The following is a 24342-nucleotide window of genomic DNA, read 5'->3' on the forward strand; positions in this document are numbered from 1 at the left end:
ATCCCTCCATGTCCTACCTCCAGCTCCTCCCCGCCGTCGACATCACCGAGGGCCGGGCCGTCCAGCTCGCCCAGGGCGTCGCCGGCTCCGAGCGCGTGTACGGCGATCCCGTGGCCGCCGCCCGCCGCTGGCAGGACGCGGGCGCGGAGTGGCTGCACCTGGTCGACCTGGACGCGGCGTTCGGTCGTGGCACCAACCGCGAGCTGCAGGCCGAGATCGTCGGCGCCCTCGACATCCAGGTCGAGATGAGCGGCGGCATCCGAGACGACGAGTCGCTGGAGGCCGCGCTGGCCACCGGCTGCCGGCGGGTCAACATCGGCACCGCCGCGCTGGAGCAGCCCGAGTGGTGCGCGCGGATCATCGCCGAGCACGGGGACCGGATCGCCATCGGCCTCGACGTCCGCGGCACCACCCTGGCGGCCCGCGGCTGGACGAAGGAGGGCGGCGACCTCTACGAGACGCTGGCCCGCCTCGACGCCGAGGGCTGCGCCCGCTACGTCGTCACCGACGTCAACAAGGACGGGATGCTCGCCGGCCCGAACCTGCAGCTGCTGCAGGACGTGTGTGCGGTCACCGATGCCCCGGTCATCGCGTCCGGCGGGGTGACCACGCTGGCCGACATCGAGGCGCTGATGGGGCTGGTGCCGGCCGGCGTCGAGGGCGCGATCGCCGGCACCGCGCTCTACGAGGGTCGATTCACCCTCGAGGACGCGCTGGCGCTCACGAAGGGCACCCGGGCGTGAGCCTCGCCGTACGCGTCATCCCGTGCCTGGACGTCGACGGCGGCCGGGTGGTCAAGGGCATCAACTTCGAGCAGCTGCGCGACGCCGGCGACCCCGTCGAGCTGGCCAAGGTGTACGACGCGGAGGGCGCCGACGAGCTGACCTTCCTCGACATCTCCGCCTCGCACGAGGGCCGGGCCACGACGATGGAGATCGTCTCGGCGACGGCGGAGCAGGTGTTCATCCCGCTGACCGTGGGCGGGGGCGTGTCCTCGGTCGAGGACGTCGACCGGCTGCTGCGCGCCGGGGCCGACAAGGTGGCGATGAACACCGCCGCCATCCGCCGTCCCGAGCTGATCGCCGAGGTGGCCGACCGGTTCGGCAACCAGGTCCTGGTGCTCTCGGTCGACGCGCGCCGGGCCGCCGGCACCGACTCGGGCTTCGAGGTCACCACCCACGGCGGCCGGCAGTCGGCCGGCCTGGACGCGATCGCCTGGGCCGTCCGGGCGGCCGAGCTGGGGGCGGGGGAGATCCTGCTCAACGCGATGGACGCCGACGGCACCCAGGACGGCTTCGACCTCGACCTGCTGCGCGCCGTACGACGGGAGGTCACGATCCCGGTCATCGCCTCCGGCGGCGCCGGGGCCACCGAGCACTTCGCGCCGGCCGTCGAGGCCGGGGCCGACGCGGTGCTGGCCGCCACGGTCTTCCACTTCGGCACCCTGCGGATCGGCGACGTGAAGGCCGCGCTGGCCGGGGCGGGCCACCCGGTCCGGTGAGGGTGCTCGCCCTCGCGGTCGCGCCCGAGCGGCACGCGCCGATGCACGAGGTCGACGCGATCCAGGTCGTGGCCGGCGCCGGCATCGTCGGCGACCGCTGGCACGGCACCCGGCACCGGCACGTCACCGTGCAGTCGCTGGAGGATCTGGTCGCCGCGCAGCGCGAGCTCGGTCGCGGCTTCCTGGTGACCGCCACCCGTCGCAACGTCACGGTCGACGGGCCGGTGCCGACCGCGCCGGGCGCCCGGGTCCGACTGGGCGACGTGCTGCTCGAGGTGGTCCGGGTGGCGGCGCCGTGCCGGATCATGGACGACTCCCTCGGCCCGGGCGGCGCCGCGGCGCTGCGCCGGCGAGGTGGCTCGGTCCTCCGTGCTCTTTCGGGTGGGGTCGTGCGGGTCGGTGACGGGTACCGGGTGCTCATGACTGAGCAGCAGCCCGAGAGCGAGCAGATGGACGAGGCCGAGGAGCACGGCACCCCGCACTACTCCGACCCCAGTGTCACCGAGCTGGACTCCGAGCCGAAGGACGACCTGTGAGCGGCCAGGTGCTGAGCCGCGGCGTCTCGGCGTTGACGCTGGGCTACGCGGTGTTCTCGCTGGTCAGGCCCGAGCACCTCGGCCGGGCGATGGAGTCCGACGCCTTCGAGCAGCCGACGTACGACAAGATCGCCAAGGCGTACGGGGTCCGTGACGTCGTCATCGGCGGTCTCGGCCTGCTGGGGCCGTCGCCGAAGGCGGTCCAGGTAGCGATGGGACTGCGGATCGTCGGCGATCTCGCCGACGCCGTGGTGCTCGGCTCGCGTGCGCCCGACAACAAGGTGCGCGCGAAGGTGCTGGCCGTGACCCTCGGCTACGCCGCGCTCAACACGGCCGCGTTGGTGCGCGACCGCCGGCGCGGCTGAGTCGTGCTCAGGCCGGTCCGACCGCCTGCGCCTCGCGCGCCACGGCGTCCAGCCATGGGGTGAGCTGCTGCGCGACGGACTGCTCCGCGATCCGTGCCGTCACCGGACCCACCGACACGACCACGGTCCAGCGCAGCAGCGTGCCGTCCGGCCCGCTGGTGAGCTCGGCGTGCTGCTCGCCGTACCGGACTCCCTTGCGGGTCACGTGGGCGACCAGGCGGGACTCGGGGTCGGCCTCGACGACGTCGTACGTCAGCCGCATCTTGACCAGCGGTGCGACCCGGATCGCCAGCACGTACCCCGACCCGACCTCCCCGTCCGCGCCGGAACTCGACTCCAGACGGACGCGGCCGTCGAGCCGCTCCTGCATCGCGGGGTCGGCGACGACGCTCCACACCGCTGCCGGACGGGTCGGGATCAGGCGCTCCTGGGTCACGGCCACGTCGGTGCGCATGGCGGGAGCCTAGGCAATCGTCCTCGCGCTCCGGCGGGGTGGGTCCGGGCGAGGAGTCGTCGGAGGTGGTGGTCAGTACGTCGGGGCCGGACAGGAGGTAGTGAGTGGGGGCCAGGTGGCTCCTACTCCCGACCGCCCGCGTGGTCCCTCCGACCGGGCCGCAGGGAGCAGCCCGCAGCCCGCGACCGACCGGCCGGACTGAGGCACCTGCCTCAGGAGCGGCGCCGTACCCTCCTCTCCTGTGCCGCTCTTCTCCCGCCGACCCGACACCCCCGTCCAGGTCGACCCGCACCTCGCCGCCGACCTGCCCCTGATCAGCGCCGCGCACGAGGGCGACGCCCACGGCCTCGCCGAGCGGCTGAGCGTGCTGCGCCAGGAGGGCCGCTGGCACCACCGGCACCAGCTGGTCGCCCGGGCCGCCCGGGCCGACCGGGGGACGGGCTGGATCGAGACCTGGGCCGGCTGGGCGCCGGGCGACCCGGACGCCCTGGTCGCCCGCGCGGTCACGGCGCTGCGGATCGCCCGGGCCGCCGAGGGTGCGGAGGAGCGGCTCCAGGACGCGTCCCTCGTGGTCGAGGCCGCGATCAGCCGCGCGCCCGAGGACCCCACCACGTGGTCGACCGCGCTGGAGCTCGCGCACGCCAGCGAGGCCGGCCCGCTGCGGATCCACGACGTCATCACGCAGGCGGCAACGGCCGCGCCCGCCGGCTTCGCCTGGCGCTCCACCGCGGTCGAGCTGCTGTCGTCGCGCTGGTTCGGCAGCCTGGAGGAGTCCTGGGACTTCGCCGTGACGTCGGCCGAGATCGCGCCGCAGAGCCGCCTGGTGCTGCTGCCGGCGTACGCCGCCCTCAGCCAGCTGCGCCGCGAGCGGACCGACGTGGCCGAGGAGATGCTGACCGAGGCGCTGCCACCGGCGTTGGGCTACCTGGAGGCCTCGCGGGCCGACGAGGCCGACCACGTGGAGGCGGCCAGCAGCATCGCCGCCCGCCTGGTCGCGGCCAGCCGGAGACGGGAGGCTCCGGCGGTCCTCGACCTGCTCGGCGACCGGGTCGACACCGTGGTCTGGGGCACCGTGGTCGGACCGGATCCGGTGGGGGCCTTCACCGGAGCCCGACGGGCCTACCGCTAGATCCGCGGGCGCTAGATCCCGAGGCTGGCCGACCGCAGCGCGTCGACCCGGTCGTCCGGGCCGTCGAGGACGACGTCGCGTACGGCGGCGCGGCCGAAGAGGAACAGCGTCACCTCGACCACCGGCCCGGTCACCACGACCGGGTCGGCGCCCCGCCGCAGCGTGGTGCTCGCGCCGGTGTCGGAGCGGACCACCCGCACCGGCACGTCCGCGGGTCGCACCAGCATCCGGCCGGACACGCCCACCAACCGCCAGACCAGGTCCAGGTCGGCCGCCGCGAGCGAGCGCGGTGCCCAGTCCGGCTGCCCGCGGAGCAGGTCCTCGTGGTGGACGAGGTACTCCAGCGTGTTGGCGAGCACCTCCACCGGAGGCAGGGCGTACGGCGTGAGCCCGGGGGAGCGGAGCCGCTCGACCAGCACGTCGTACGGCTGCTCCTGCAGGCGGGCCATCGCCCGGTCGGCGAGCCCGGAGAGCGGGCCGACGGCGATGCCGAGCGCGCCGAGCGGGCTGCGCTCGCGCACCAGCAGGTGGGCCACCAGGTCGCCCGCGTCCCAGTCGCCGCACCGCGTGCCGGCGGAGCGCCCGACCTCCTGTGCGAGGTCGCAGAGCGCGAGTCGTTCGCGGCGTGCGAGGTTCATGCCTCCGAGCCTAGGGAGCAGGTCCTGGGATTGGGTCGCTGTCGGCGGCCGGGAATACATTGGCGGGCCCGCGGGGTTGCGGCGGGGCGAAGGACGGGGTGCAGGCGCAGGTGACGGACGAACGGACGAGTGGGCGCGGGTCGACGGGCGCCGGGTTCGCCGTACTCCTCGTCGCCATCAAGCGGGAGCCGTGGATCTTCACGGTCTCCACGATCGGCAGCCTGCTCTTCGGCGCGCTGACCGTCGCCGACGCCTGGGTGCTCGGCTGGTCGACCGACCACGTCGTGCTGCCGGCGTTCGAGACCGGCGAGATCGGCGGCGACATGCTGCTGGCCGTGCTCGCGCTGTTCGTCGGCGTCGCGATCCTGCGCGCCGTCGGCATCGTCGCGCGACGCCTGGGCGCGGGGATCATGCAGTACCGCATGCAGGCCCACACCCGCCGCGCGGTCACGCGGCAGTACCTCGCCCTCCCGATGGAGTGGCACCAGCGCCACCCCACCGGCCAGCTGCTGTCGAACGCCAACTCCGACGTCGAGGCCGCCTGGGGGCCGATCGCACCGCTGCCGATGGCCGTCGGCACGGTCGCCATGATGGTGATCGCCGTCGTCCAGATGCTCGTCGCCGACCTGGTGCTGGCCCTGGTCGGGCTGCTGGTCTTCCCGGCCGTGATGGCGGCCAACGTCGCCTACCAGCGCCTCGCGCAGGGCTGGATGACCCGCGCCCAGCAGCTGCGCGCCGAGGTCAGCGAGATCGCCCACGAGTCGTTCGACGGGGCCCTGGTCGTGAAGACGCTCGGCCGCGAGGGCGAGGAGACCGACCGCTTCGCCGCCAAGGCCCGCGAGCTCCGCGACGTCAACATCCGCGCCGGCCGGATCCGGGCCGCGTTCGACCCGGCCCTGGCCGCGCTGCCCAACATCGGCGTGCTGATCGTCCTGGCCGTCGGCGTCTCGCGGGTCCTGAACGGCCAGACCGACGCGGGCGCCGTGGTCACCGTCGCCTACCTCCTGACCATCGTCTCGTTCCCGATCCGCTCGATCGGCTGGCTGCTCGGCGAGCTGCCGCGCAGCGTGGTCGGCTACCGCCGGGTGCGCTCGGTGCTCGACGAGACCGGCGAGATGCCGTACGGCGACCGCACCGTCGGCGTGGCCGCCGGCGGCGCCCGACTCGACGTCGACGGCCTCGCCTACGCCTACGAGGCCGACCGCGAGCTGCTGACCGACGTGACCTTCTCCGCCGAGCCCGGCCGCACCGTCGCCGTCGTGGGCGCCACCGCCTCCGGCAAGAGCACGCTGACCACCCTGCTGACCCGTCTGGTCGACCCCGACCGGGGCCGGGTCCTGCTCGACGGGACCGACGTGCGCGACCTGGCCGCCGGAGAGCTGGCCCGGGTGGTCAGCGTGGTGCCGCAGGCGGCCTTCCTCTTCGACGACACCGTCCGCGGCAACGTCGCGCTCGGGGCCGACGTGGGCGACGAGGCGGTGTGGGCGGCGCTGCGCGCGGCGCAGGCCGACGGCTTCGTCGCCGCCCTCGACGGCGGACTGGACGCGCGGCTCGGCGAGCGCGGCACCTCCCTGTCCGGTGGTCAGCGCCAGCGCATCTCCCTGGCCCGGGCCCTGGTGCGACGGCCCCGGCTCCTGGTCCTCGACGACGCCACGTCGGCGGTCGACCCGGAGGTCGAGGCCCGCATCCTCGCGGCGCTCCGCGAGGGTGACTCCGACGCGACGCTGGTCGTCGTCGCCTACCGCAAGGCCACCATCGGGCTGGCCGACGAGGTCGTCCACCTCGAGGACGGCCGGGTCGCCGACCGAGGCACGCACGCCGAGCTGCTGGAGCGCAGCCCGTCGTACGCCCGGCTGGTCAACGCCTACGAGCAGCACGACGAGCTGGCCGGGGAGGTGCAGGCATGAGCACGGTCATGGACACCGGCGAGAGCATCTCCGCGCTGCGCACGCTGCGCCGCGGGGTGCACTACTCGCCCGAGCTCGTCGAGGGCATCAGGGTCACCCTGCTGCTCGCGGTGCTGGCCTCCGTGGGGCAGGTGGTCGTCCCGGTCGCCGTCCAGCAGGTCCTCGACAAGGGGCTCGGCGCCGACGGCGGGCCCGACGTGTCGTTCACCGTCTGGACCGGCGTGCTCGCGGCGCTGGCGATCGTCGGCACCAGCTGGGCGTCGTACGCCATGACGAGCCGGCTGTTCACCACCTCCGAGCGCGGGCTGGCCACGCTGCGCATCAAGGCCTTCCGCCACGTCCACGACCTCCCGCTGCTCACCCAGAACACCGAGCGCCGCGGCGCGCTGGTCTCGCGGGTGACCAGCGACGTCGACCAGGTCAGCCAGTTCCTCGTCTTCGGCGGCCTGCTGCTCATCGTCAGCGTCGGCCAGGTGCTGGTCGCGACCGTCGTGATGCTGATCTACAGCTGGCAGCTGACGATCGTCGTCTGGGTCTGCTTCCTGCCGCTGTTCGCCTCGCTGCGGTTCTTCCAGCGCAAGCTCTCCGCGGCGTACGGCGTGGTCCGCCGCCAGGTCGGGCTGATGCTCTCGGCGATCTCCGAGCCCGTGGTGGGCGCCGCCGTCGTCAAGTCGTACGCCGTCGAGGCCCGCACCCAGGGGCGGATCGACGAGGCGATCGGCATCCATCAGGCGGCCAGCACCCGTGCCCAGGGGTTCACCGCGGTCTCGTTCTCGCTGGGCGGCCTCTCGGCCGGCCTGGCCAACGCGGGCGTGCTGATCGTCGGCATCTGGCTGGGCCAGGGGGTCGTGCCGGGTGCCGACGACATCACGGCCGGCCAGGTCCTGGCCTTCGCCTTCCTGGTGACCCTGTTCGTCGGCCCGGTCCAGATGGGCACCCAGATCCTCACTGACGCCCAGAACGCGATCGCCGGCTGGCGGCGGGTGATCGGCATCCTCGACACCCCCGCCGACCTGGTCGACCCCGGCCCGGAGGGCCGCGAGCTGCCACGCGGCCCGGTCGACGTCCGGTTCGAGGGCGTGACCTTCGCCTACCCCGGCGGCCCGCCCGTGCTGCGCGAGGTCACCCTCGACCTCGCCGCCGGCACCCGGGTGGCGATCGTCGGCGAGACCGGCTCCGGCAAGTCGACCTTCGCGAAGCTGCTGACCCGCCTGATGGACCCGACCGAGGGTGCGGTGCTGCTCGACGGCATCGACGTCCGCGAGGTCGGCCAGGCCTCCCTGCGTCGCAGCGTCGTGCTGGTGCCGCAGGAAGGCTTCCTGTTCGACGACACCCTGACCGCGAACGTCCGGTACGGCCGGCTCGGGGCGAGCGAGGCCGAGATCCTGGCCAGCGCCGAGGAGCTCGGGCTGAGCGACTGGCTCGCCGGCCTGCCGCGCGGCCTCGAGACCCGAGTGGGCCAGCGCGGCGAGTCGCTCTCGGCGGGCGAGCGGCAGCTGGTCGCGCTGCTGCGCGCCCACCTCGCCGACCCCGACCTGCTGGTCCTCGACGAGGCGACCAGCTCGGTCGACCCGGCGCTCGAGATGCGCATCGGCCGGGCTCTCGAGCGGCTGATGTCCGGGCGCACCTCGGTCACCATCGCCCACCGGCTCTCCACGGCCGAGAGCGCCGACGAGGTCGTGGTCGTCGACCGGGGCCGGGTCGTCCAGCGCGGGCACCACTCGGTGCTCGCGGCCGAGGCGGACTCCGTGTACGCCGGGCTGCACGCCTCGTGGACCGCTCAGATGGGACACTGAGGGCATGTCTCTCGATGCCGCCCTCGCGGCCCGGCTCAAGCGCACCGCCGACGGGCTGGTGCCCGCCGTGGTGCAGCAGCACGACACCGGCGAGGTGCTGATGCTCGGCTGGATGGACGACGAGGCCCTGCAGCGCACGCTCACCACCGGACGCGCGACGTACTGGTCCCGCTCGCGCAGCGAGTACTGGGTCAAGGGCGACACCTCCGGCCACGTCCAGTGGGTCAAGGAGGTCCGGCTCGACTGCGACGGCGACACCCTGCTGGTCAAGGTCGACCAGGAGGGCGCCGCCTGCCACACCGGCGACCGCACCTGCTTCGACGCCGACCGCCTGCTGTGAGCACCCGCTCGCGCGCCCGGCGCAGCTTCGGTCCGGTGGTCCTGCTCGGCCTGGGCGCCGGCGCGCTCGCCGCCGTCGCCGGCAGCAAGGCCTGGGTCGACTGGGACAGCGACGGCGCGGTCTCCGGCCAGGCGCCCCTGGTCGGATACTCGCTGTCCGACTCGGCGGGCGAGGTCCCGCTCGCCGGCGCCCTCGCGCTGGTGGTCCTGGCCTGCTGGGGCGTCGTGCTCGTGACCCGAGGTCGGGTTCGCCGCGCCGTGACCGTGCTCGCGCTGGTGGCCGCACTCGGCCTCCTGGTGACGAGCCTCGTCGGTTGGGGACCGGCGGCCGACGGCATCCGCGACGCGTTCGCGCAGTCCGGCCTGGAGCCCGACGTCGGGCGGACCGTCTGGTTCTGGGTCGCCGTGGTCACCTCGCTCGTCTCGGTCGCGGCCGCGGCACTCGCCGTCCGGCTGGTGCCGCAGTGGCCCGAGATGGGCCGGCGGTACGACGCCCCCGCGGCGGGCGCGGTCGAGGACCGTCCCGACGCCGCGCCCGAGGAGCAGTCCAACCTCGAGCTGTGGAAGGCCCTGGACGAGGGGCACGACCCGACCGACCGCCACCCCGACGACGACCACTAGACTCCATCGCGACACACCCGCCCCACCCCGAGGAGCCAGCACCGATGAGCGCCAACCACGGCAACACCCCCGCAGCCTGGACCGCGGTCGTGATCGCGCTGCTCGGGTTCCTGGTCGGCGGCATCGCCCTGATGCTCGACCCCGCCAGTTGGGTGGTCTTCTGGGTCGGCGTCGGCCTGGTCGTCGCCGCCGGCGTCGTCTTCGTGATCATGGACAAGCTGGGCCTGCACGGCACCAGCCACTGAGCGAGCGGTGAGCCAGCAGCTCGCCCCGCCTCCGCCGCAGACGCGGCGGCAGCGGATGGTCGCGCCGGTGCTCACCCTCGGCGGACTCGCCGCCGCCACGCTCGCGCTGCACCTGCGCGACCCCCACTCGAGCGGGTCGTGGGGTCAGTGCCCGACCGCGGCCCTGGGCTTCGCCTGTCCCGGCTGCGGCGGTCTACGCGCGGTCAACGACCTGACGAACCTCGACGTCGCCGCGGCCGCGTCGAGCAACCTGGCCTTCGTCGTCGCGCTGCCGTTCATCGTGGCCGCGCTCGCGCTCTGGACGGTACGACGCTGGCGCGGCACGACGGTCCAGATCGACTGGCAGCGTCGTCAGCACATCGTCTTCGTCCTGCTGGCCGGTCTTGCGGCGTTCACCGTGCTGCGCAACCTGGCGGTCGGGCACTGGCTGGCGCCCTGACCCCGGAGGGCCAGGGCGCCAGGGAACGGTTCAGTTGCCGAGCAGGGTGAGGCGGACGATGAGGCCCACGATCGAGAGCACGGTGCCGATGATGCCGCAGATGTAGCCGGCCTTGATGAGGCCGCGGTTCGCGGTCGGCACCGGGTTGGCGTCGATCTCGGCGAGCGCCGAGCGGCCCATGATGAAGGCCGGGATGCCGGTGAACAGACCGCAGCAGACCAGGCTCAGGATGCCGAGCACGAGGATCAGGGTGCCGCGGGGGTGGTTCTGCGGAGCGCCGCCGTAGGGCGGCTGCGGAGCGCCGTACTCGGGAGGCGGAGGCGGCGGTGCGGAGTAGCTCACGGGGGAGACCCTTCGTCGGAGTGGACCGGCACGGACCCGGTCGGCTGGGGGGAACGTACCGTCCTGCGGCCCGGCCAAACCTCACGCATGGCCCGGGTGAGAGACTGGACGGGTCCACCCCGCCCGCTGTTCCGGAGGCTCTCGCATGTCCGTGCTCGACGACATCGTCGCCGGGGTCCGGGCCGACCTCGCGGAGCGCGAGGCGGCCGTCCCGCTGGCCGACCTGCGGGCCGCCCTGGCCGACGCGCCACCGGCCCTCGACCCGATGCCCCACCTCCGGGCGCCGGGCTCGAGCGTGATCGCCGAGGTCAAGCGCAAGAGCCCCAGCAAGGGCGCGCTCGCCGACATCCCCGACCCCGCCGCCCTCGCCGCGCAGTACGCCGCCGGCGGCGCGGCCGCGATCAGCGTGCTCACCGAGCAGCGCCGCTTCGGGGGCAGCCTCGACGACCTGCGCGCCGTCCGGGCCGCGGTCGACGTCCCCGTGCTGCGCAAGGACTTCATCGTGACCAGCTACCAGCTCGTCGAGGCCCGCGCCGCCGGTGCCGACCTGGCGCTCCTGATCGTCGCCGCGCTCGACGACGACGAGTTGCGCCGGCTCTACGACGAGGCCCGCCAGCTGGACCTGACCGTGCTGGTCGAGGCCCACGACGAGGCCGAGACCGAGCGGGCCGTGGCCCTCGGGGCCGAGCTGGTCGGCATCAACGCCCGCAACCTCAAGACGCTCGAGATCGATACCGACGCCTTCGGCCGCCTCGCGCCGCTGGTGCCGGACGACCGCGTCAAGGTGGCGGAGTCCGGGATCTTCTCGGAGCAGGACGTCAAGCGCTTCGTCGCCCAGGGTGCCCGCGCGGTGCTCGTCGGCGAGGCGCTCGTGAAAGACGGCGACCCCCGCGCAGCGGTGGCCGCCATGACGGGAGTGGAAGCATGACCACCGAGGTGCAGCGGACGACGTCGTACGACGCGGACGAGCAGGGCTGGTTCGGAGGCGCCGGAGAGGGGTTCGGTGGCCGCTTCATGCCCGAGGCTTTGATCGCCGCCCTCGACGAGCTCACGGTCGCCTGGCAGGACGCGATGGCCGACCCGGCCTTCGTCCACGACTTCGACACCATCCTGCGCGAGTACGCCGGCCTCCCGAGCCCGCTCTTCCACGCCCAGCGGCTCAGCGACCGGGTCGGCTGCCGGGTCCTGCTCAAGCGCGAGGACCTCAACCACACCGGCGCCCACAAGATCCGCAACGTGCTCGGCCAGGCCCTGCTCACCAAGCGGATGGGCAAGACCCGGGTGATCGCCGAGACCGGCGCCGGCCAGCACGGCGTCGCCAGTGCCACGGCCGCGGCGTACTTCGGACTCGACTGCACCGTCTACATGGGCTCGGTCGACACCCGCCGCCAGGCGCTCAACGTGGCCCGGATGAACCTGCTCGGCGCCAAGGTCGTCCCGGTCGACTCCGGCAGCGCGACGCTGAAGGACGCGATCAACGAGGCGATGCGCGACTGGGTGGCCAGCGTCGACCACACGGCCTACCTCTTCGGCACGGCGGCCGGTCCGCACCCGTTCCCGAGCCTGGTCCGCGACTTCACCCGCGGCATCGGCGACGAGGCCCGCGCCCAATGCCTGGAGCGGTACGGCGTGCTGCCCGACGCGATCGCCGCGTGCGTCGGTGGCGGATCCAACGCGATCGGCCTGTTCACGGCCTTCCTCGACGACGCCGACGTGGCGATCTACGGCTTCGAGCCGGGCGGCGACGGCGTCGACACGCCCCGCCACGCGGCGACCATCTGGGCCGGGGACCGGGGCGTGCTGCACGGCGCGCGGACCTACGTGCTCCAGGACGAGGACGGCCAGACCGTCGAGTCCCACTCGATCTCCGCCGGCCTCGACTACCCCGGCGTCGGCCCGCAGCACGCCCACCTCGCGGCGACCGGGCGGGCGTCGTACCTCCCCGTCACCGACGACGAGGCGATGCAGGCGCTCGCGCTGCTGAGCCGCACCGAGGGGATCATCCCGGCCATCGAGTCCGCGCACGCGGTCGCCGGCGCGCTGAAGGTGGCCGAGCAGTTGGCCGCCGAGAAGGGGCCGGAGGCCACCGTGCTGATCAACCTCAGCGGCCGCGGCGACAAGGACATGGGCACCGCCATCGAGTACTTCGGCCTGGGCGACCCCGAGAAGGTGACGGAGGACCCGGTCGGATGACGACTGCCACTGCGTTCGAGAAGGCCAGGGTCGACGGCCGCGCCGCGCTCGTCGGCTACCTGCCGGCCGGCTACCCCGACGTCCGGGGCGGCATCGACGCGCTGAAGGTGCTCGTCGACGCCGGCTGCGACGTCATCGAGATCGGCCTGCCCTACAGCGACCCGGTCATGGACGGCCCGACCATCCAGGCGGCGGCGCAGGCCGCCCTGGAGGGCGGCGTCCGCACCGCCGACGTGCTCCGCACGGTCGAGGCGGTCGCGGCCACCGGCACCCCCACCCTCGTGATGACCTATTGGAACCCCGTCGAGAAGTACGGCGTCGAGCGGTTCGCGGCCGACCTGGCCGGCGCCGGGGGAGCGGGCCTGATCACGCCCGACCTGACCCCCGACTTCGCGCCCGAGTGGATCGCCGCCGCCGACGCCCACGAGCTCGACAAGGTCTTCCTGGTCGCGCCCTCGTCGACCGAGGAGCGGATCGCGATGACCACGGCCGCCTGCCGCGGCTTCGTCTACGCCACCGCGGTGATGGGCGTGACCGGTGCCCGGACCTCGACCAGCGACCTCGCGGGACCGCTCGTCGCGCGGACCAAGGCCGCCACCGATCTGCCGGTCGGCGTCGGTCTCGGGGTCAGCAACGGCGACCAGGCGGCCGAGATCGCCGCGTACGCCGACGGCGTGATCGTCGGCTCGGCCTTCGTGCGCACCCTGCTCGACCACGCGGACGACCGGGCGGCGGGCCTGCGCGCCCTCGCCGCGCTCACCGAGGACCTCGCGGGCGGCGTCCGACGTGCGTAGGGCAGGCATCCTGCTGGCGAGCCTGCTCCTGCTCGTCGGCTGCGGCAGCGACACGCCCGAGGGCGAGCTGAGCGCGACCGTCGTACCTGACCGGCCGTTCGAGATCGGCGCGCAGCAGCTGACCGACACCGACGGCGAGCCCGTCTCGCTGGCCGACGGGGCCGACGCCCGGCTCACCCTGGTCTTCTTCGGCTACACGCACTGCCCGGACATCTGCCCGGCGACGATGCAGACGATCGCCTCGGCGCTCACCCGGCTCTCGGACGCGGACCGCAAGCAGGTCGGGATGACCTTCGTCAGCACCGACCCGACCCGCGACACCGCGCCGGTGCTGCGCCGCTACCTCGACCGCTACGACCCGTCGTTCGTCGGGCTGACCGGCGACATCACGACCGTGGCCGAGCTCGGCAAGACCGTGGGCATCTACGTCGTGGAGGGCGAGGAGGGCAAGCCGCTGACCGACGAGGAGCTCGGCGGGCACGGCACCCAGGTGCTGGCCCTCGACGGCTCGGGGGAGGTCCCGGTCTACTGGGGCCAGGACACCTCCTCGGCGGAGTACGCCGCGGACATCGAGATGCTCCTGGGAGACGACTGACATGACGATCCTGGCCATCCCGAGCCCCGACTCCGGGGTCTGGAACCTCGGTCCGGTCCCGCTGCGCGGCTACGCGCTGGCGATCATCCTCGGCATCGTCGCCGCCATCTGGATCGGCGAGCGTCGCTGGATCGCGCGGGGCGGCAAGGCGGGGGAGGTGCAGGACCTGGCCATCTGGGCGGTGCCCTTCGGCATCGTCGGCGCCCGGATCTACCACGTCGCCACCGACCACGGCCTCTACTTCGGCGAGGGCCGCACCCCGTGGCGCGCGCTCTACGTCTGGGAGGGCGGCCTCGGCGTGTGGGGCGGCATCGCCGCGGGCGCGCTGGGCATCATCGTCGGCGCCAAGGTCAAGGGGATCCGGCTGCTGCCCGTCCTCGACGCGCTCGCGCCCGGCGTCCTGGTCGCCCAGGCGCTCGGCCGCTGGGGCAACTGGTTCAACCAGGAGCTGTTCGGCAAGCCGACCGACCTGCCCTGGGCCCTCGAGGTCAGCGACGACACCGCCCGCGATGCCGGCTACGCCGCCGGCACCACCTTCCACCCCACGTTCCTCTACGAGTGCCTGTGGTGCCTGGCCGCCTTCGCGCTCATCGTCTGGGCCGACCGGCGCTTCCGCCTCGGCCACGGCCGGGTGCTCGCGCTCTACGTCATGGCCTACACCCTGGGCCGCGGCTGGATCGAGATGCTGCGCATCGACAACGTCGAGCTCTCCGACGTCGGCGGCCTGCGCTTCAACGTGTGGACCTCGATCGTGCTCTTCGTGCTGGCCGCGGCGTACTTCGTCTGGAGCCTCCGGGCGCACCCCGGCCGCGAGGAGCAGGTCTACGACGAGCCCGCCGCCGAGCCCGTCGAGGAGCCGGTCGACGAGCCGGTCGAGGAGCCTCGCGACGTCCCCAGGACGTCCGCCGACGATCGCGAGTAGCACGAGCGCCGCAACGTGCTGGTAACCTAAGCCCCTCCGCGTGGGCCAGTGTCGTCCCCTGCCGATCTGGGTCCAGATCACGATCTGCCAGATCCCAACTGCATTGCCGATTCCGCCGGCCAGGGGACTCCCCGCGAGCCACCTCCGGCGCTGACGACGACGGGAGGATCCGTGCCATACCAGCACGCGTTCCCGCCGCCCCAAGGGCTCTACGACCCCCGCCACGAGCGCGATGCGTGTGGCGTGGCCTTCGTGGCGACCCTGACCGGCGTGGCCAGTCACGACATCGTGGCGAAGGCCCTCACCGCCCTGCGCAACCTCGAGCACCGTGGTGCTGCGGGGGCCGAGCCCAACTCGGGCGACGGCGCGGGCATCCTGATGCAGGTCCCCGACGCCTTCCTCCGGGCCGTCGCGGGCTTCGACCTGCCGGCCGCCGGCGCGTACGCCGTCGGCACCGCGTTCCTCCCCGGGAACGCCGACGAGGTCGCCTCGACCCGCGCCCGCATCGAGGAGATCGCGACCGAGGAGGGCCTCGCGGTCCTCGGCTGGCGCGACGTCCCGGTCAACCCCGACATCCTCGGCAAGACCGCGCTCGGCGTGATGCCGACGTTTGTCCAGCTGTTCGTGGCCGGCGCCGGTCAGCGCGTCACGGGCATGGCCCTGGAGCGGCTGGCCTTCTGCCTGCGCAAGCGCGCGGAGCGCGAGACCGACGTCTACTTCCCGTCGCTGTCGTCGCGCACCATGGCCTACAAGGGCATGCTGACGACCGACCAGCTCGACAACTTCTTCCCTGACCTGGTCGACGAGCGGGTGGCCTCGGCCCTCGCCGTCGTCCACTCGCGGTTCTCGACGAACACCTTCCCGAGCTGGCCGCTGTCCCACCCGTTCCGGTTCATCGCCCACAACGGCGAGATCAACACGGTGATGGGCAACCGCAACTGGATGCGGGCCCGCGAGGCGCTGCTCGACTCCGACCTGATCCCGGGCGACCTGGACCGGCTGTACCCGATCTGCACCCCCGGTGCGTCGGACTCCGCGTCCTTCGACGAGGTCCTCGAGCTGCTCCACATGGGCGGTCGCTCGCTGCCGCACTCGGTGCTGATGATGATCCCCGAGGCGTGGGAGAACCACGGCGAGATGGACGCCAAGCGGCGTGCCTTCTACGAGTTCCACTCCGCGCTGATGGAGCCGTGGGACGGTCCGGCCGCGGTGGTCTTCACCGACGGCTCCCAGATCGGTGCGGTCCTCGACCGCAACGGTCTGCGCCCCTCGCGCTACTGGGTCACCGACGACGGCCTCGTCGTGCTGGCCTCCGAGGTCGGCGTGCTCGACCTCGACCCGGCCACGGTCGTCCGCAAGGGCCGCCTCCAGCCGGGCCGGATGTTCCTCGTCGACACCGACGAGCACCGGATCATCGAGGACGAGGAGGTCAAGTCCGGCCTCGCCGCGGAGCACCCGTACGACGAGTGGCTGCACGCCGGCCTGATCCACCTCAACGACATCCCCGACCGTGAGCACATCGTGCACACCCACGCGTCGGTGACTCGTCGTCAGCAGGTCTTCGGCTACACCGAGGAGGAGCTGCGGATCCTGCTCACCCCGATGGCCAACACCGGGGGCGAGCCGCTCGGCTCGATGGGCACCGACTCGCCCATCGCGGCCCTGAGCGCCAAGCCGCGGCTGCTGTTCGACTACTTCGCGCAGCTGTTCGCGCAGGTCACCAACCCGCCGCTCGACGCGATCCGCGAGGAGCTCGTCACCTCGCTGAACGGCACCATCGGCCCGGAGGCCAACCTCCTGGAGCCGACGCCCGCCTCGTGCCGCCAGGTCGTGCTGCCCTTCCCGGTCATCTCCAACGACGACCTGGCCAAGATCCGGCACATCAACCGCGACGGCGACGCTCCCGGCTTCATCAGCCACGTGTCGCGTGGTCTCTACGACGTCGAGGGCGGCGGCGCTGCGATGACGGCGCGGATCGAGGAGATCTGCTCCGAGGTCAGCGCCGCGATCGCCGGCGGCGCGCGGATCATCGTGCTCTCCGACCGGCACTCCACCGCCGAGCTGGCGCCGATCCCGTCGCTGCTGCTCACCGGCGCGGTCCACCACCACCTGGTCCGCGAGAAGACCCGCACCCAGGTCGGCCTGATCATCGAGGCCGGCGACGTCCGCGAGGTGCACCACGTCGCGCTCCTCGTCGGGTACGGCGCGGCCGCGGTTAACCCCTACCTCGCCATGGAATCCGTCGAGGACCTGGCCCGCGAGGGCCACTACGTCACGACCGACCCCGAGGTCGCGGTCAAGAACCTCATCAAGGCGCTCGGCAAGGGCGTGCTGAAGGTGATGTCGAAGATGGGTGTCTCGACGGTGGCGTCGTACACCGGGGCCCAGATCTTCGAGGCGCTCGGGCTGTCCTCGTCGGTCGTCGACCGCTACTTCACCGGCACCACGTCGAAGCTCGGCGGCATCGGGATCGACACCATCGCCGAGGAGGTCGCCCGCCGGCACGCCACGGCGTACCCGCGCGGCGGCATCCTGCCCGCCCACCGCGAGCTCGAGATCGGCGGCGAGTACCAGTGGCGCCGTGAGGGCGAGCCGCACCTCTTCGACCCCGAGACCGTCTTCCGCCTCCAGCACGCCACGCGTGCCGGTCGCTACGACGTCTTCAAGCAGTACACCTCGCGCGTCGACGAGCAGGCCGACCGGCTGATGACCCTGCGCGGGCTGTTCCGGTTCAAGGACGCCGAGGAGGGCGGCCGCCAGCCGATCGACATCGACGAGGTCGAGCCGGTCTCGGCGATCGTCAAGCGGTTCTCGACCGGCGCGATGTCGTACGGCTCGATCAGCCAGGAGGCGCACGAGACCCTGGCCATCGCCATGAACCGGCTGGGCGCGAAGTCCAACACCGGTGAGGGTGGCGAGGACGTCGAGCGGCTCTACGACCCCGAGCGCCGCAGCTCGATCAAGCAGGTCGCGAGCGGGCGGTTCGGCGTCACGTCCGACTACCTCACCAACGCCGACGACATCCAGATCAAGATGGCGCAGGGCGCGAAGCCCGGCGAGGGCGGCCAGCTGCCCGGCCACAAGGTCTACCCGTGGGTGGCCAAGACCCGGCACTCCACGCCGGGCGTCGGCCTGATCAGCCCGCCGCCGCACCACGACATCTACTCGATCGAGGACCTGGCGCAGCTGATCCACGACCTGAAGAACGCCAACCCCTCGGCCCGCGTCTACGTGAAGCTGGTCTCCGAGGTCGGCGTCGGCACGGTCGCGACGGGCGTCTCGAAGGCGCACGCCGACGTGGTGCTCATCTCCGGCCACGACGGCGGCACGGGTGCGTCCCCGCTCACCTCGCTGAAGCACGCGGGCGGTCCCTGGGAGCTCGGCCTGGCCGAGACCCAGCAGACCCTGCTGCTCAACGGGCTGCGCGACCGGATCGTGGTCCAGGCCGACGGCCAGCTGAAGACCGGTCGCGACGTCGTCATCGCCGCCCTGCTGGGTGCCGAGGAGTTCGGCTTCGCGACCGCCCCGCTGGTGGTCTCCGGTTGCATCATGATGCGGGTCTGCCACCTCGACACCTGCCCGGTGGGCGTCGCGACGCAGAACCCGGTCCTGCGCGAGCGCTACTCCGGCAAGGCCGAGTACGTCGTCAACTTCTTCGAGTACATCGCCCAGGAGGTCCGTGAGCACCTCGCGGCGCTGGGCTTCCGCTCGATCGAGGAGGCGGTCGGCCAGGTCGGCGCGCTCGACACGGCACGGGCGATCGAGCACTGGAAGGCGGCCGGGCTCGACCTGACCCCGATCTTCCACCAGCCCGAGCTGCCCGAGGGGGCGGCGCTGCGCAACACCACGGGCCAGGACCACGGCCTCGAGAAGTCGCTCGACGTCACCACCCTGGTGCCGCTCGCCGCGCCTGCCCTCGAGAGCAAGGAGCCGGTCCGGGCGCAGGTGGAGATCCGCAACGTCCACCGCACCGTCGGCACGATCCTCGGCCACGAGGTCACCAAGCGGTACGGCGGCGAGGGTCTCCCCGAGGGCACCATCGACATCACCTTCACCGGCTCGGCGGGCCAGTCCTTCGGCGCGTTCGTGCCGCAGGGCGTCACGCTGCGCCTCGAGGGCGACGCCAACGACTACGTCGGCAAGGGCCTCTCCGGCGGTCGGATCGTGATCCGGCCCGACCGGGCGGCGACGTTCAAGTCGCACGAGCAGATCATCGCCGGCAACACCATCGCGTACGGCGCCACCTCGGGCCGGATCCTGATCCGCGGCGGGGTCGGCGAGCGGTTCGCCGTCCGCAACTCCGGTGCCTGGACGGTCACCGAGGGCGTGGGCGACCACGCCTGCGAGTACATGACCGGCGGTCGGGTGGTCGTGCTCGGCAAGACCGGCCGCAACTTCGCGGCCGGCATGTCGGGCGGCATCGCCTGGGTCCTGGACCTCAAGGAGTTCCGGGTCAACAAGGAGCTCGTCGAGCTCGGTCCGGTCGTCGGCGAGGCCGCGGTGGAGCTCGAGGAGCTCGTCCGCGCGCACGCCGAGGAGACCGGCTCCGAGATCGCGGCGGAGCTGCTGGCCGACTGGGAGAACGCGCTCACCCGCTTCACCGAGGTGATGCCGCGCGACTACCGCCTGGTGCTGGAGGCCAAGGCCAAGGCCGAGGCCGAGGGCCTGGGCGAGGACGAGATTGCGAACGCGATGATGGGAGCCCTCAATGGCTGACCCGAAGGGTTTCTTGAAGGAGGGCCGCGAGGTCGCCTCGCGCCGGCCCGTCGACGAGCGGGTCCAGGACTGGGACGAGGTCTACCCGGGCGGCATCGGCCGCGCCCTGCTGCCGATCATCAGCAAGCAGGCCGGCCGCTGCATGGACTGCGGCATCCCGTTCTGCCACCAGGGCTGCCCGCTCGGGAACATCATCCCGGAGTGGAACGACCTGGTCTGGCGCGATGACTGGGAGGGCGCCATCGAGCGCCTGCACGCGACGAACAACTTCCCGGAGTTCACGGGTCGGCTGTGCCCGGCCCCGTGCGAGACCGCCTGCGTCCTGGGCATCAACCAGGACCCGGTGACGATCAAGAACGTCGAGGTCTCGATCATCGACAAGGCGTGGGAGTCCGGCTTCGTCCGGCCCCAGCCGCCGGAGTGGCTCTCGGGCCGCACGGTCGCCGTCGTCGGCTCCGGCCCGGCCGGTCTCGCCGCCGCCCAGCAGCTCACCCGCGCCGGTCACACGGTGGCGGTCTACGAGCGGGCCGACAAGGTCGGCGGCCTGCTGCGCTACGGCATCCCCGAGTTCAAGATGGAGAAGAAGCACCTCGACAAGCGCCTCGAGCAGATGCGCCGCGAGGGCACGGTCTTCCGGGCCGGCGTCACCGTCGGCGAGGGCGACCTCACCGCCGAGCGGCTCCGGGAGCGGTACGACGCCGTCGTGCTCGCCATGGGCTCGACGATCCCGCGCGGGCTGGACGTGCCCGGCAAGGAGCTCGCCGGCCTCCACCAGGCGATGGAGTTCCTGCCGCAGGCCAACCGGGCCGCGCTCGGCGAGGAGGTCGAGGGCCAGATCCTGGCCACCGACAAGCACGTCGTCATCATTGGCGGCGGCGACACCGGCGCGGACTGCCTCGGCACCTCCACCCGGCACGGCGCGGCGTCGATCACCCAGCTGGAGATCATGCCCGAGCCGCCTCAGGCGCGACCGGCCGGCCAGCCGTGGCCGACGTACCCGATGACCTTCAAGGTCTCCTCGGCCCACGAGGAGGCGGGGGAGCGGGTGTACGCCGTCTCCACCAAGGAGTTCATCGGCGACGACGAGGGCCGCGTGCGCGCGCTCAAGCTCGTCGACGTCTTCTTCGAGGGCGGGAAGCTCACCGAGGTCGAGGGCACGGAGCGGGAGATCCCGGCGGACCTGGTCCTCTTCGCGATGGGCTTCGTCGGTCCGGAGAAGGACGGCCTGGTCGACCAGCTCGGGGTGGAGCTCGACGAGCGCGGCAACGTCGCGCGCGACGGGTCGTACGCCTCGTCGGTGCCGGGCGTCTTCGTCGCCGGCGACGCCGGTCGCGGCCAGTCGCTCATCGTCTGGGCCATCGCGGAGGGTCGCGCCGCGGCCGCCAACGTCGACCGGTTCCTGACCGGGTCGACCACGCTGCCCGCGCCGATCAAGCCCACCGACCGTCCGCTGGTGGTCTGAACGGCGAACAACACCGGTCGGGCCGGGGGTTCGGTCTTTGAACGATCAAAGTCACGGTAGACTCTTCTCTCGTGCGTAGAGCCAAGATCGTCTGCACCCTCGGCCCGGCCACCTCCTCCCCGCGGCGCATCCGCGAACTCGTGTACGCGGGGATGGACGTCGCCCGGCTGAACATGAGTCACGGCACCCACGAGGACCACGCGGAGGCCTACCGGCTCGTCCGCGAGGCGGCCGATGCCGCCGGTCACGGGGTCGGGATCTTCGCCGACCTCCAGGGGCCGAAGATCCGGCTGGAGAAGTTCTCGGGCGGTCCGGTGCAGCTGCGCCGGGGCCAGGCCTGGACGATCACCACCCGGGACGTCGACGGCGACGACAAGATCAGCGGGACGACGTACAAGGGCCTGCCCGGTGACGTGAAGGTCGGCGACCCGATCCTCATCGACGACGGCAAGGTCCGACTCCGGGTCACCGGGGTCGAGGACGGCACCGACGTGCACACCGAGGTGCTGGTCGGTGGCAAGGTCAGCAACAACAAGGGCATCAACCTGCCCGGTGTGGCCGTCTCCGTCCCGGCGCTGTCCGAGAAGGACATCCGCGACCTGCGCTTCGCGCTGAGCCTCAGCGTCGACTTCATCGCGCTCAGCTTCGTGCGCGACGCCAAGGACGCCGAGGACGTGCGCGCGATCATGCGCGAGGAGGGCGTCCTGGTCCCGGTCATCGCCAAGATCGAGAAGCCGCAGGCCATCGAGAACCTGGACGAGGTCATTGCGGCGTTCGACGGCTTCATGGTCGCCCGCGGCGACCTGGCCGTGGAGTGCCCGCTCGAGGACGTGCCGTTCCTGCAGAAGCAGATCGTGCGCAAGGCCCGCCTCAACGCCAAGCCCGTCATCGTCGCGACCCAGATGCTGGAGTCGATGATCTCGAGCCCGTCGCCGACCCGCGCCGAGGCCTCCGACGTCGCCAACGCCGTCCTCGACGGCGCCGACGCGGTGATGCTCTCCGGCGAGACCGGCGTGGGGGAGTTCCCGATCCACACCGTCGAGACGATGGCCCGGATCATCACCTCCACCGAGCGGCACGCGCTCGAGGCAGCGCGCTCCTCCGGGGTCGGCGTGTTCGACACCATCGAGTGGGACCCGCACACCAACGGTGGCGTGATCGCCAAGGCGGCAGCCGAGGTCGCGGAGCGGGTGGGCGCCAAGTACGTCGTCGCCTTCACCCAGTCCGGCGACTCCGCTCGCCGGATGTCGCGGCTGCGCGGCCCGGTGCCTCTCCTGGCCTTCACCCCGGAGGCGACCGTGCGCTCGCAGCTCTCGCTGTCGTGGGGCGTCGAGACCTTCAAGACCCAGACCGTCGAGCACACCGACGAGATGGTCCGCCAGGTCGACGACCAGCTGCTGCGGATCGGTCGCGTGCAGGAGGGCGACCTCGTCGTGATCATCGCGGGCGCCCCTCCCGGCATCCCCGGCTCGACCAACGCGCTGCGCATCCACCGGATGGGCGACGCGATCAACGGCGTCGCGCCGGCGTACCAGCGGAGCTGACGCTCAGCTCTTCTGTCCGATCAGCTCGTCGAGGCGGGCGACCCCCGCGCGGGTCGAGACGCTGATGGTGCGGGTGGTCGACTGCCGCCAGGCGACATCGACCAGATCGAGTGCCCAGCAACACAGCTCACGGATGTCGGTCGAGGCGTTGACGAACTGCCAGCGGGGGTAGTCGTAGCGCTTCTGATGGCCCGCCACGACTCGCGTCGCCCAGTTGCGAACCCGGCAGCCGTCGGAGTGGAAGAGCCCGCGCAAGAACGCGGCCGGGTGCTCCTCGACCAGCACTCTCTGCCAGTCCTCCAACAGGATCGCGCGCTCGTGCTTGCGCCCTGGCCCGTGCTGCGGGAAGAGGCACGGCCAGTGCACCCAGTTGGACTGCACCACGACGGCTCCAGGAGCCGTTACCTGGAAGACCCGTCGGTGGGGGCGCACGGACTCGATGAGCTTCACGACGTCGTCGACGATCCCGGGGTACGTCTGGTCGCAGCTCACTCGGAGCGCGAAGTAGCGTGGCTGCCGCGAGAGGCATCCGTCGCCGAGGTAGTAGCCCAGCAGAGCGGCGTACGGCTTGGCAGGCGGCGATCTTCCTGCGCACCGGTGGCACCCGGGCGTCGGAGCTGGCCCGGTGGCGTCACGCCAAGCCCTGAGGGTCGACCGGCTGACTCCGGTGGCCCGACTCGCGTCGCTGAGTGTCATGTCCTGGAGCAGCTTGAGAGCGGTGGCTCTCGTGGAGTCGTCGTACATGCCGGCAGTCTTTCGCCCGCCGCCGACAGATTCGGTCGTGTGCCCCGGGTGGGATTCGAACCCACACTGGATGGTGTTTGAGACCACTGTCTCTGCCGTTGGACTACCGGGGCCGGAAAGCGGCGCCACCCTACCCTTGGCTTAAGTGGACTGAAGTACTAGAGTTTCACTGTCGGACGATCTCGGGACATCGGGAGGCAGCCATGTGGCAGCCGTGGCAGTGGGCCAGCACCAGCAATCTCCGCGCGGTCGAGAACGCGCGGCTCGCCTCCGTCGAGTGCTCGCGCCGACGCGTCGAGCGGGCCGAGGTCGACGCCTTCGTAGCTGCTCGCGCCGCGGACCGGGAGCCGGTCGTGCACGCCGCGGCGACCGCCCAGCACCTGGCCTGACCCCGGCGCCGTCGGCGGGCGGCGCTAGCCTGGGCCGCGTGACCGAGCCCGCTCAGCCGACTCCCTCGACCCGCACCGTCGTCATCGCCGAGGACGAGGTGCTCATCCGGATGGACCTCGCGGAGATGCTCACCGAGGAGGGGTACGACGTCGTCGGCCAGGCCGGCGACGGGGCCAAGGCGATCGAGCTGGCCCAGGATCTCCGTCCCGACCTGGTCATCCTCGACGTGAAGATGCCGGTGCTCGACGGGATCGCCGCGGCCGAGGCGATCGCCGGGCAGCGGATCGCCCCGGTCGTCATCCTCACCGCGTTCTCGCAGCGCGACCTGGTCGAGCGGGCCCGTGACGCGGGGGCGATGGCATACCTCGTCAAGCCGTTCAGCAAGGGCGACCTGGTGCCCGCCATCGAGATGGCCGTGAGCCGGTTCGCCGAGCTCGGCCAGCTGGAGGCCGAGGTCGCCGATCTCACCGAGCGCCTGGAGACCCGCAAGGCGGTGGACCGGGCCAAGGGCGTGCTGCAGCAGCAGCTCAGCCTCACCGAGCCCGAGGCGTTCCGCTGGATCCAGAAGACCGCCATGGACCTGCGGCTCTCGATGCGCCAGGTCGCTGACGGCGTCGTCGAGCACGGGCCGGGCATCGCCGGGGCCTGAGCATCACGCCCGCGTCGCCCC

General features: G+C 72.5%; 25 protein-coding genes, 1 tRNA gene and 1 pseudogene. 21 read left to right on the top strand and 6 right to left on the bottom strand.

The genetic code is table 11. The features are described from left to right. The first annotated feature begins 8 nt into the window (after positions 1–8). The 4 genes from priA to BLT76_RS10040 are packed head-to-tail and all read left to right on the top strand — an operon-like array spanning position 9 to position 2402. Positions 9–743, top strand: coding sequence for a bifunctional 1-(5-phosphoribosyl)-5-((5-phosphoribosylamino)methylideneamino)imidazole-4-carboxamide isomerase/phosphoribosylanthranilate isomerase PriA (priA, locus tag BLT76_RS10025; RefSeq protein ID WP_090854709.1), 735 nt, complete (start codon positions 9–11; stop codon positions 741–743). Continuing rightward, complete coding sequence (gene hisF, locus BLT76_RS10030) at positions 740–1501, top strand: imidazole glycerol phosphate synthase subunit HisF (RefSeq protein ID WP_090854713.1); 762 nt, start codon at positions 740–742, stop codon at positions 1499–1501. The genes priA and hisF overlap by 4 nt, the downstream gene beginning before the upstream one ends. Then, on the top strand, positions 1498–2037 hold the full coding sequence (locus tag BLT76_RS10035; protein ID WP_179714431.1) for an MOSC domain-containing protein: 540 nt from the start codon (positions 1498–1500) through the stop codon (positions 2035–2037). The genes hisF and BLT76_RS10035 overlap by 4 nt, the downstream gene beginning before the upstream one ends. Beyond that, entirely contained in the window at positions 2034–2402 is a 369-nt protein-coding gene (locus BLT76_RS10040) for a hypothetical protein (protein ID WP_090854716.1), read from the top strand. Before BLT76_RS10035 ends, BLT76_RS10040 begins: the two co-directional genes overlap by 4 nt. 7 nt (positions 2403–2409) lie before the next feature. Here the strand turns inward: BLT76_RS10040 and BLT76_RS10045 are convergent, their stop codons facing one another. Then, entirely contained in the window at positions 2410–2856 is a 447-nt protein-coding gene (locus tag BLT76_RS10045; RefSeq protein WP_090854719.1) for an SRPBCC family protein, read from the bottom strand. 241 nt (positions 2857–3097) lie between these two features. Here BLT76_RS10045 and BLT76_RS10050 point away from each other — a divergent pair, with 241 nt between their 5' ends. Further along, a complete protein-coding gene (locus BLT76_RS10050) occupies positions 3098–3985 on the top strand; it encodes a hypothetical protein (RefSeq protein WP_090854722.1) in 888 nt (295 codons plus the stop codon). 11 nt (positions 3986–3996) lie between these two features. On the opposite strand, the gene BLT76_RS10055 is transcribed toward BLT76_RS10050, so the two are convergent. Continuing rightward, positions 3997–4623, bottom strand: a complete 627-nt coding sequence (locus BLT76_RS10055; RefSeq protein ID WP_170867004.1) for a TIGR03085 family metal-binding protein — start codon at positions 4621–4623, stop codon at positions 3997–3999. A gap of 110 nt (positions 4624–4733) precedes the next feature. On the opposite strand from BLT76_RS10055, the gene BLT76_RS10060 reads away from it, so the two are divergent. Genes BLT76_RS10060 through BLT76_RS10085 form a run of 6 tightly spaced genes read left to right on the top strand, consistent with a single transcriptional unit; the run spans position 4734 to position 9970 of the window. Next, entirely contained in the window at positions 4734–6530 is a 1797-nt protein-coding gene (locus BLT76_RS10060; protein ID WP_090855590.1) for an ABC transporter ATP-binding protein, read from the top strand. Further along, on the top strand, positions 6527–8326 hold the full coding sequence (locus BLT76_RS10065) for an ABC transporter ATP-binding protein (RefSeq protein ID WP_090854727.1): 1800 nt from the start codon (positions 6527–6529) through the stop codon (positions 8324–8326). Before BLT76_RS10060 ends, BLT76_RS10065 begins: the two co-directional genes overlap by 4 nt. A gap of 4 nt (positions 8327–8330) precedes the next feature. Beyond that, on the top strand, positions 8331–8666 hold the full coding sequence (gene hisI / locus BLT76_RS10070) for a phosphoribosyl-AMP cyclohydrolase (RefSeq protein WP_090854730.1): 336 nt from the start codon (positions 8331–8333) through the stop codon (positions 8664–8666). Beyond that, a complete protein-coding gene (locus tag BLT76_RS10075; RefSeq protein WP_170867005.1) occupies positions 8663–9286 on the top strand; it encodes a Trp biosynthesis-associated membrane protein in 624 nt (207 codons plus the stop codon). The genes hisI and BLT76_RS10075 overlap by 4 nt, the downstream gene beginning before the upstream one ends. Before the next feature lie 44 nt (positions 9287–9330). Next, positions 9331–9531: an HGxxPAAW family protein gene (locus BLT76_RS10080; protein WP_090854736.1), complete on the top strand. Its 201-nt coding sequence runs from the start codon at positions 9331–9333 to the stop codon at positions 9529–9531. A gap of 7 nt (positions 9532–9538) precedes the next feature. Next, the gene (locus BLT76_RS10085; protein WP_211752855.1) at positions 9539–9970 is read left to right on the top strand and encodes a DUF2752 domain-containing protein; all 432 of its coding nucleotides are present in this window, start codon (positions 9539–9541) and stop codon (positions 9968–9970) included. Between the two features lie 30 nt (positions 9971–10000). Here BLT76_RS10085 and BLT76_RS10090 read toward each other — a convergent pair whose 3' ends face one another. Then, positions 10001–10312 carry a DUF4190 domain-containing protein gene (locus tag BLT76_RS10090; RefSeq protein ID WP_090854739.1) on the bottom strand — a complete coding sequence of 104 codons (312 nt, stop codon included), beginning with the start codon at positions 10310–10312 and terminating at the stop codon, positions 10001–10003. Between the two features lie 145 nt (positions 10313–10457). Between BLT76_RS10090 and trpC the strand changes: the two genes are divergently transcribed. The 8 genes from trpC to pyk all read left to right on the top strand — a co-directional run bounded on the left by trpC (position 10458) and on the right by pyk (position 22538). Next, positions 10458–11240, top strand: a complete 783-nt coding sequence (gene trpC, locus BLT76_RS10095) for an indole-3-glycerol phosphate synthase TrpC (RefSeq protein WP_090854742.1) — start codon at positions 10458–10460, stop codon at positions 11238–11240. After that, positions 11237–12505, top strand: a complete 1269-nt coding sequence (gene trpB / locus BLT76_RS10100) for a tryptophan synthase subunit beta (RefSeq protein ID WP_090854746.1) — start codon at positions 11237–11239, stop codon at positions 12503–12505. The genes trpC and trpB overlap by 4 nt, the downstream gene beginning before the upstream one ends. Next, complete coding sequence (gene trpA, locus BLT76_RS10105; protein WP_090854748.1) at positions 12502–13299, top strand: tryptophan synthase subunit alpha; 798 nt, start codon at positions 12502–12504, stop codon at positions 13297–13299. The genes trpB and trpA overlap by 4 nt, the downstream gene beginning before the upstream one ends. Further along, a complete protein-coding gene (locus BLT76_RS10110) occupies positions 13292–13894 on the top strand; it encodes an SCO family protein (RefSeq protein WP_090854751.1) in 603 nt (200 codons plus the stop codon). The genes trpA and BLT76_RS10110 overlap by 8 nt, the downstream gene beginning before the upstream one ends. Position 13895: 1 nt before the next feature. Beyond that, on the top strand, positions 13896–14816 hold the full coding sequence (gene lgt, locus BLT76_RS10115) for a prolipoprotein diacylglyceryl transferase (RefSeq protein WP_090854753.1): 921 nt from the start codon (positions 13896–13898) through the stop codon (positions 14814–14816). A 171-nt stretch (positions 14817–14987) separates the two neighbouring features. Further along, positions 14988–19532, top strand: coding sequence for a glutamate synthase large subunit (gene gltB, locus BLT76_RS10120; RefSeq protein WP_090854755.1), 4545 nt, complete (start codon positions 14988–14990; stop codon positions 19530–19532). Further along, on the top strand, positions 19525–20994 hold the full coding sequence (locus tag BLT76_RS10125) for a glutamate synthase subunit beta (protein WP_090854758.1): 1470 nt from the start codon (positions 19525–19527) through the stop codon (positions 20992–20994). The genes gltB and BLT76_RS10125 overlap by 8 nt, the downstream gene beginning before the upstream one ends. Before the next feature lie 71 nt (positions 20995–21065). Continuing rightward, on the top strand, positions 21066–22538 hold the full coding sequence (gene pyk / locus BLT76_RS10130) for a pyruvate kinase (protein WP_090854761.1): 1473 nt from the start codon (positions 21066–21068) through the stop codon (positions 22536–22538). Positions 22539–22541: 3 nt separating this feature from the next. Here pyk and BLT76_RS10135 read toward each other — a convergent pair whose 3' ends face one another. From BLT76_RS10135 to BLT76_RS10140, 3 genes and pseudogenes are all read right to left on the bottom strand, one after another. After that, a complete protein-coding gene (locus tag BLT76_RS10135; RefSeq protein ID WP_244509371.1) occupies positions 22542–23030 on the bottom strand; it encodes a hypothetical protein in 489 nt (162 codons plus the stop codon). Between the two features lie 147 nt (positions 23031–23177). Then, a pseudogene (locus tag BLT76_RS26580) lies at positions 23178–23282 on the bottom strand (helix-turn-helix domain-containing protein); the annotation flags it as partial. A gap of 40 nt (positions 23283–23322) precedes the next feature. Next, positions 23323–23395, bottom strand: a tRNA-Leu gene (locus tag BLT76_RS10140). A gap of 90 nt (positions 23396–23485) precedes the next feature. Here BLT76_RS10140 and BLT76_RS25680 point away from each other — a divergent pair. Both BLT76_RS25680 and BLT76_RS10145 read left to right on the top strand, forming a co-directional pair. Then, positions 23486–23671: a hypothetical protein gene (locus BLT76_RS25680; RefSeq protein WP_170866998.1), complete on the top strand. Its 186-nt coding sequence runs from the start codon at positions 23486–23488 to the stop codon at positions 23669–23671. Positions 23672–23709: 38 nt separating this feature from the next. Continuing rightward, positions 23710–24321 (top strand): ANTAR domain-containing response regulator, encoded by a 612-nt coding sequence (locus tag BLT76_RS10145; RefSeq protein ID WP_280139635.1) that lies wholly within the window; start codon positions 23710–23712, stop codon positions 24319–24321. Positions 24322–24342: the final 21 nt, after the last annotated feature.

The organism is Nocardioides lianchengensis, from assembly GCF_900101465.1.
Classification (GTDB): domain Bacteria; phylum Actinomycetota; class Actinomycetes; order Propionibacteriales; family Nocardioidaceae; genus Nocardioides; species Nocardioides lianchengensis.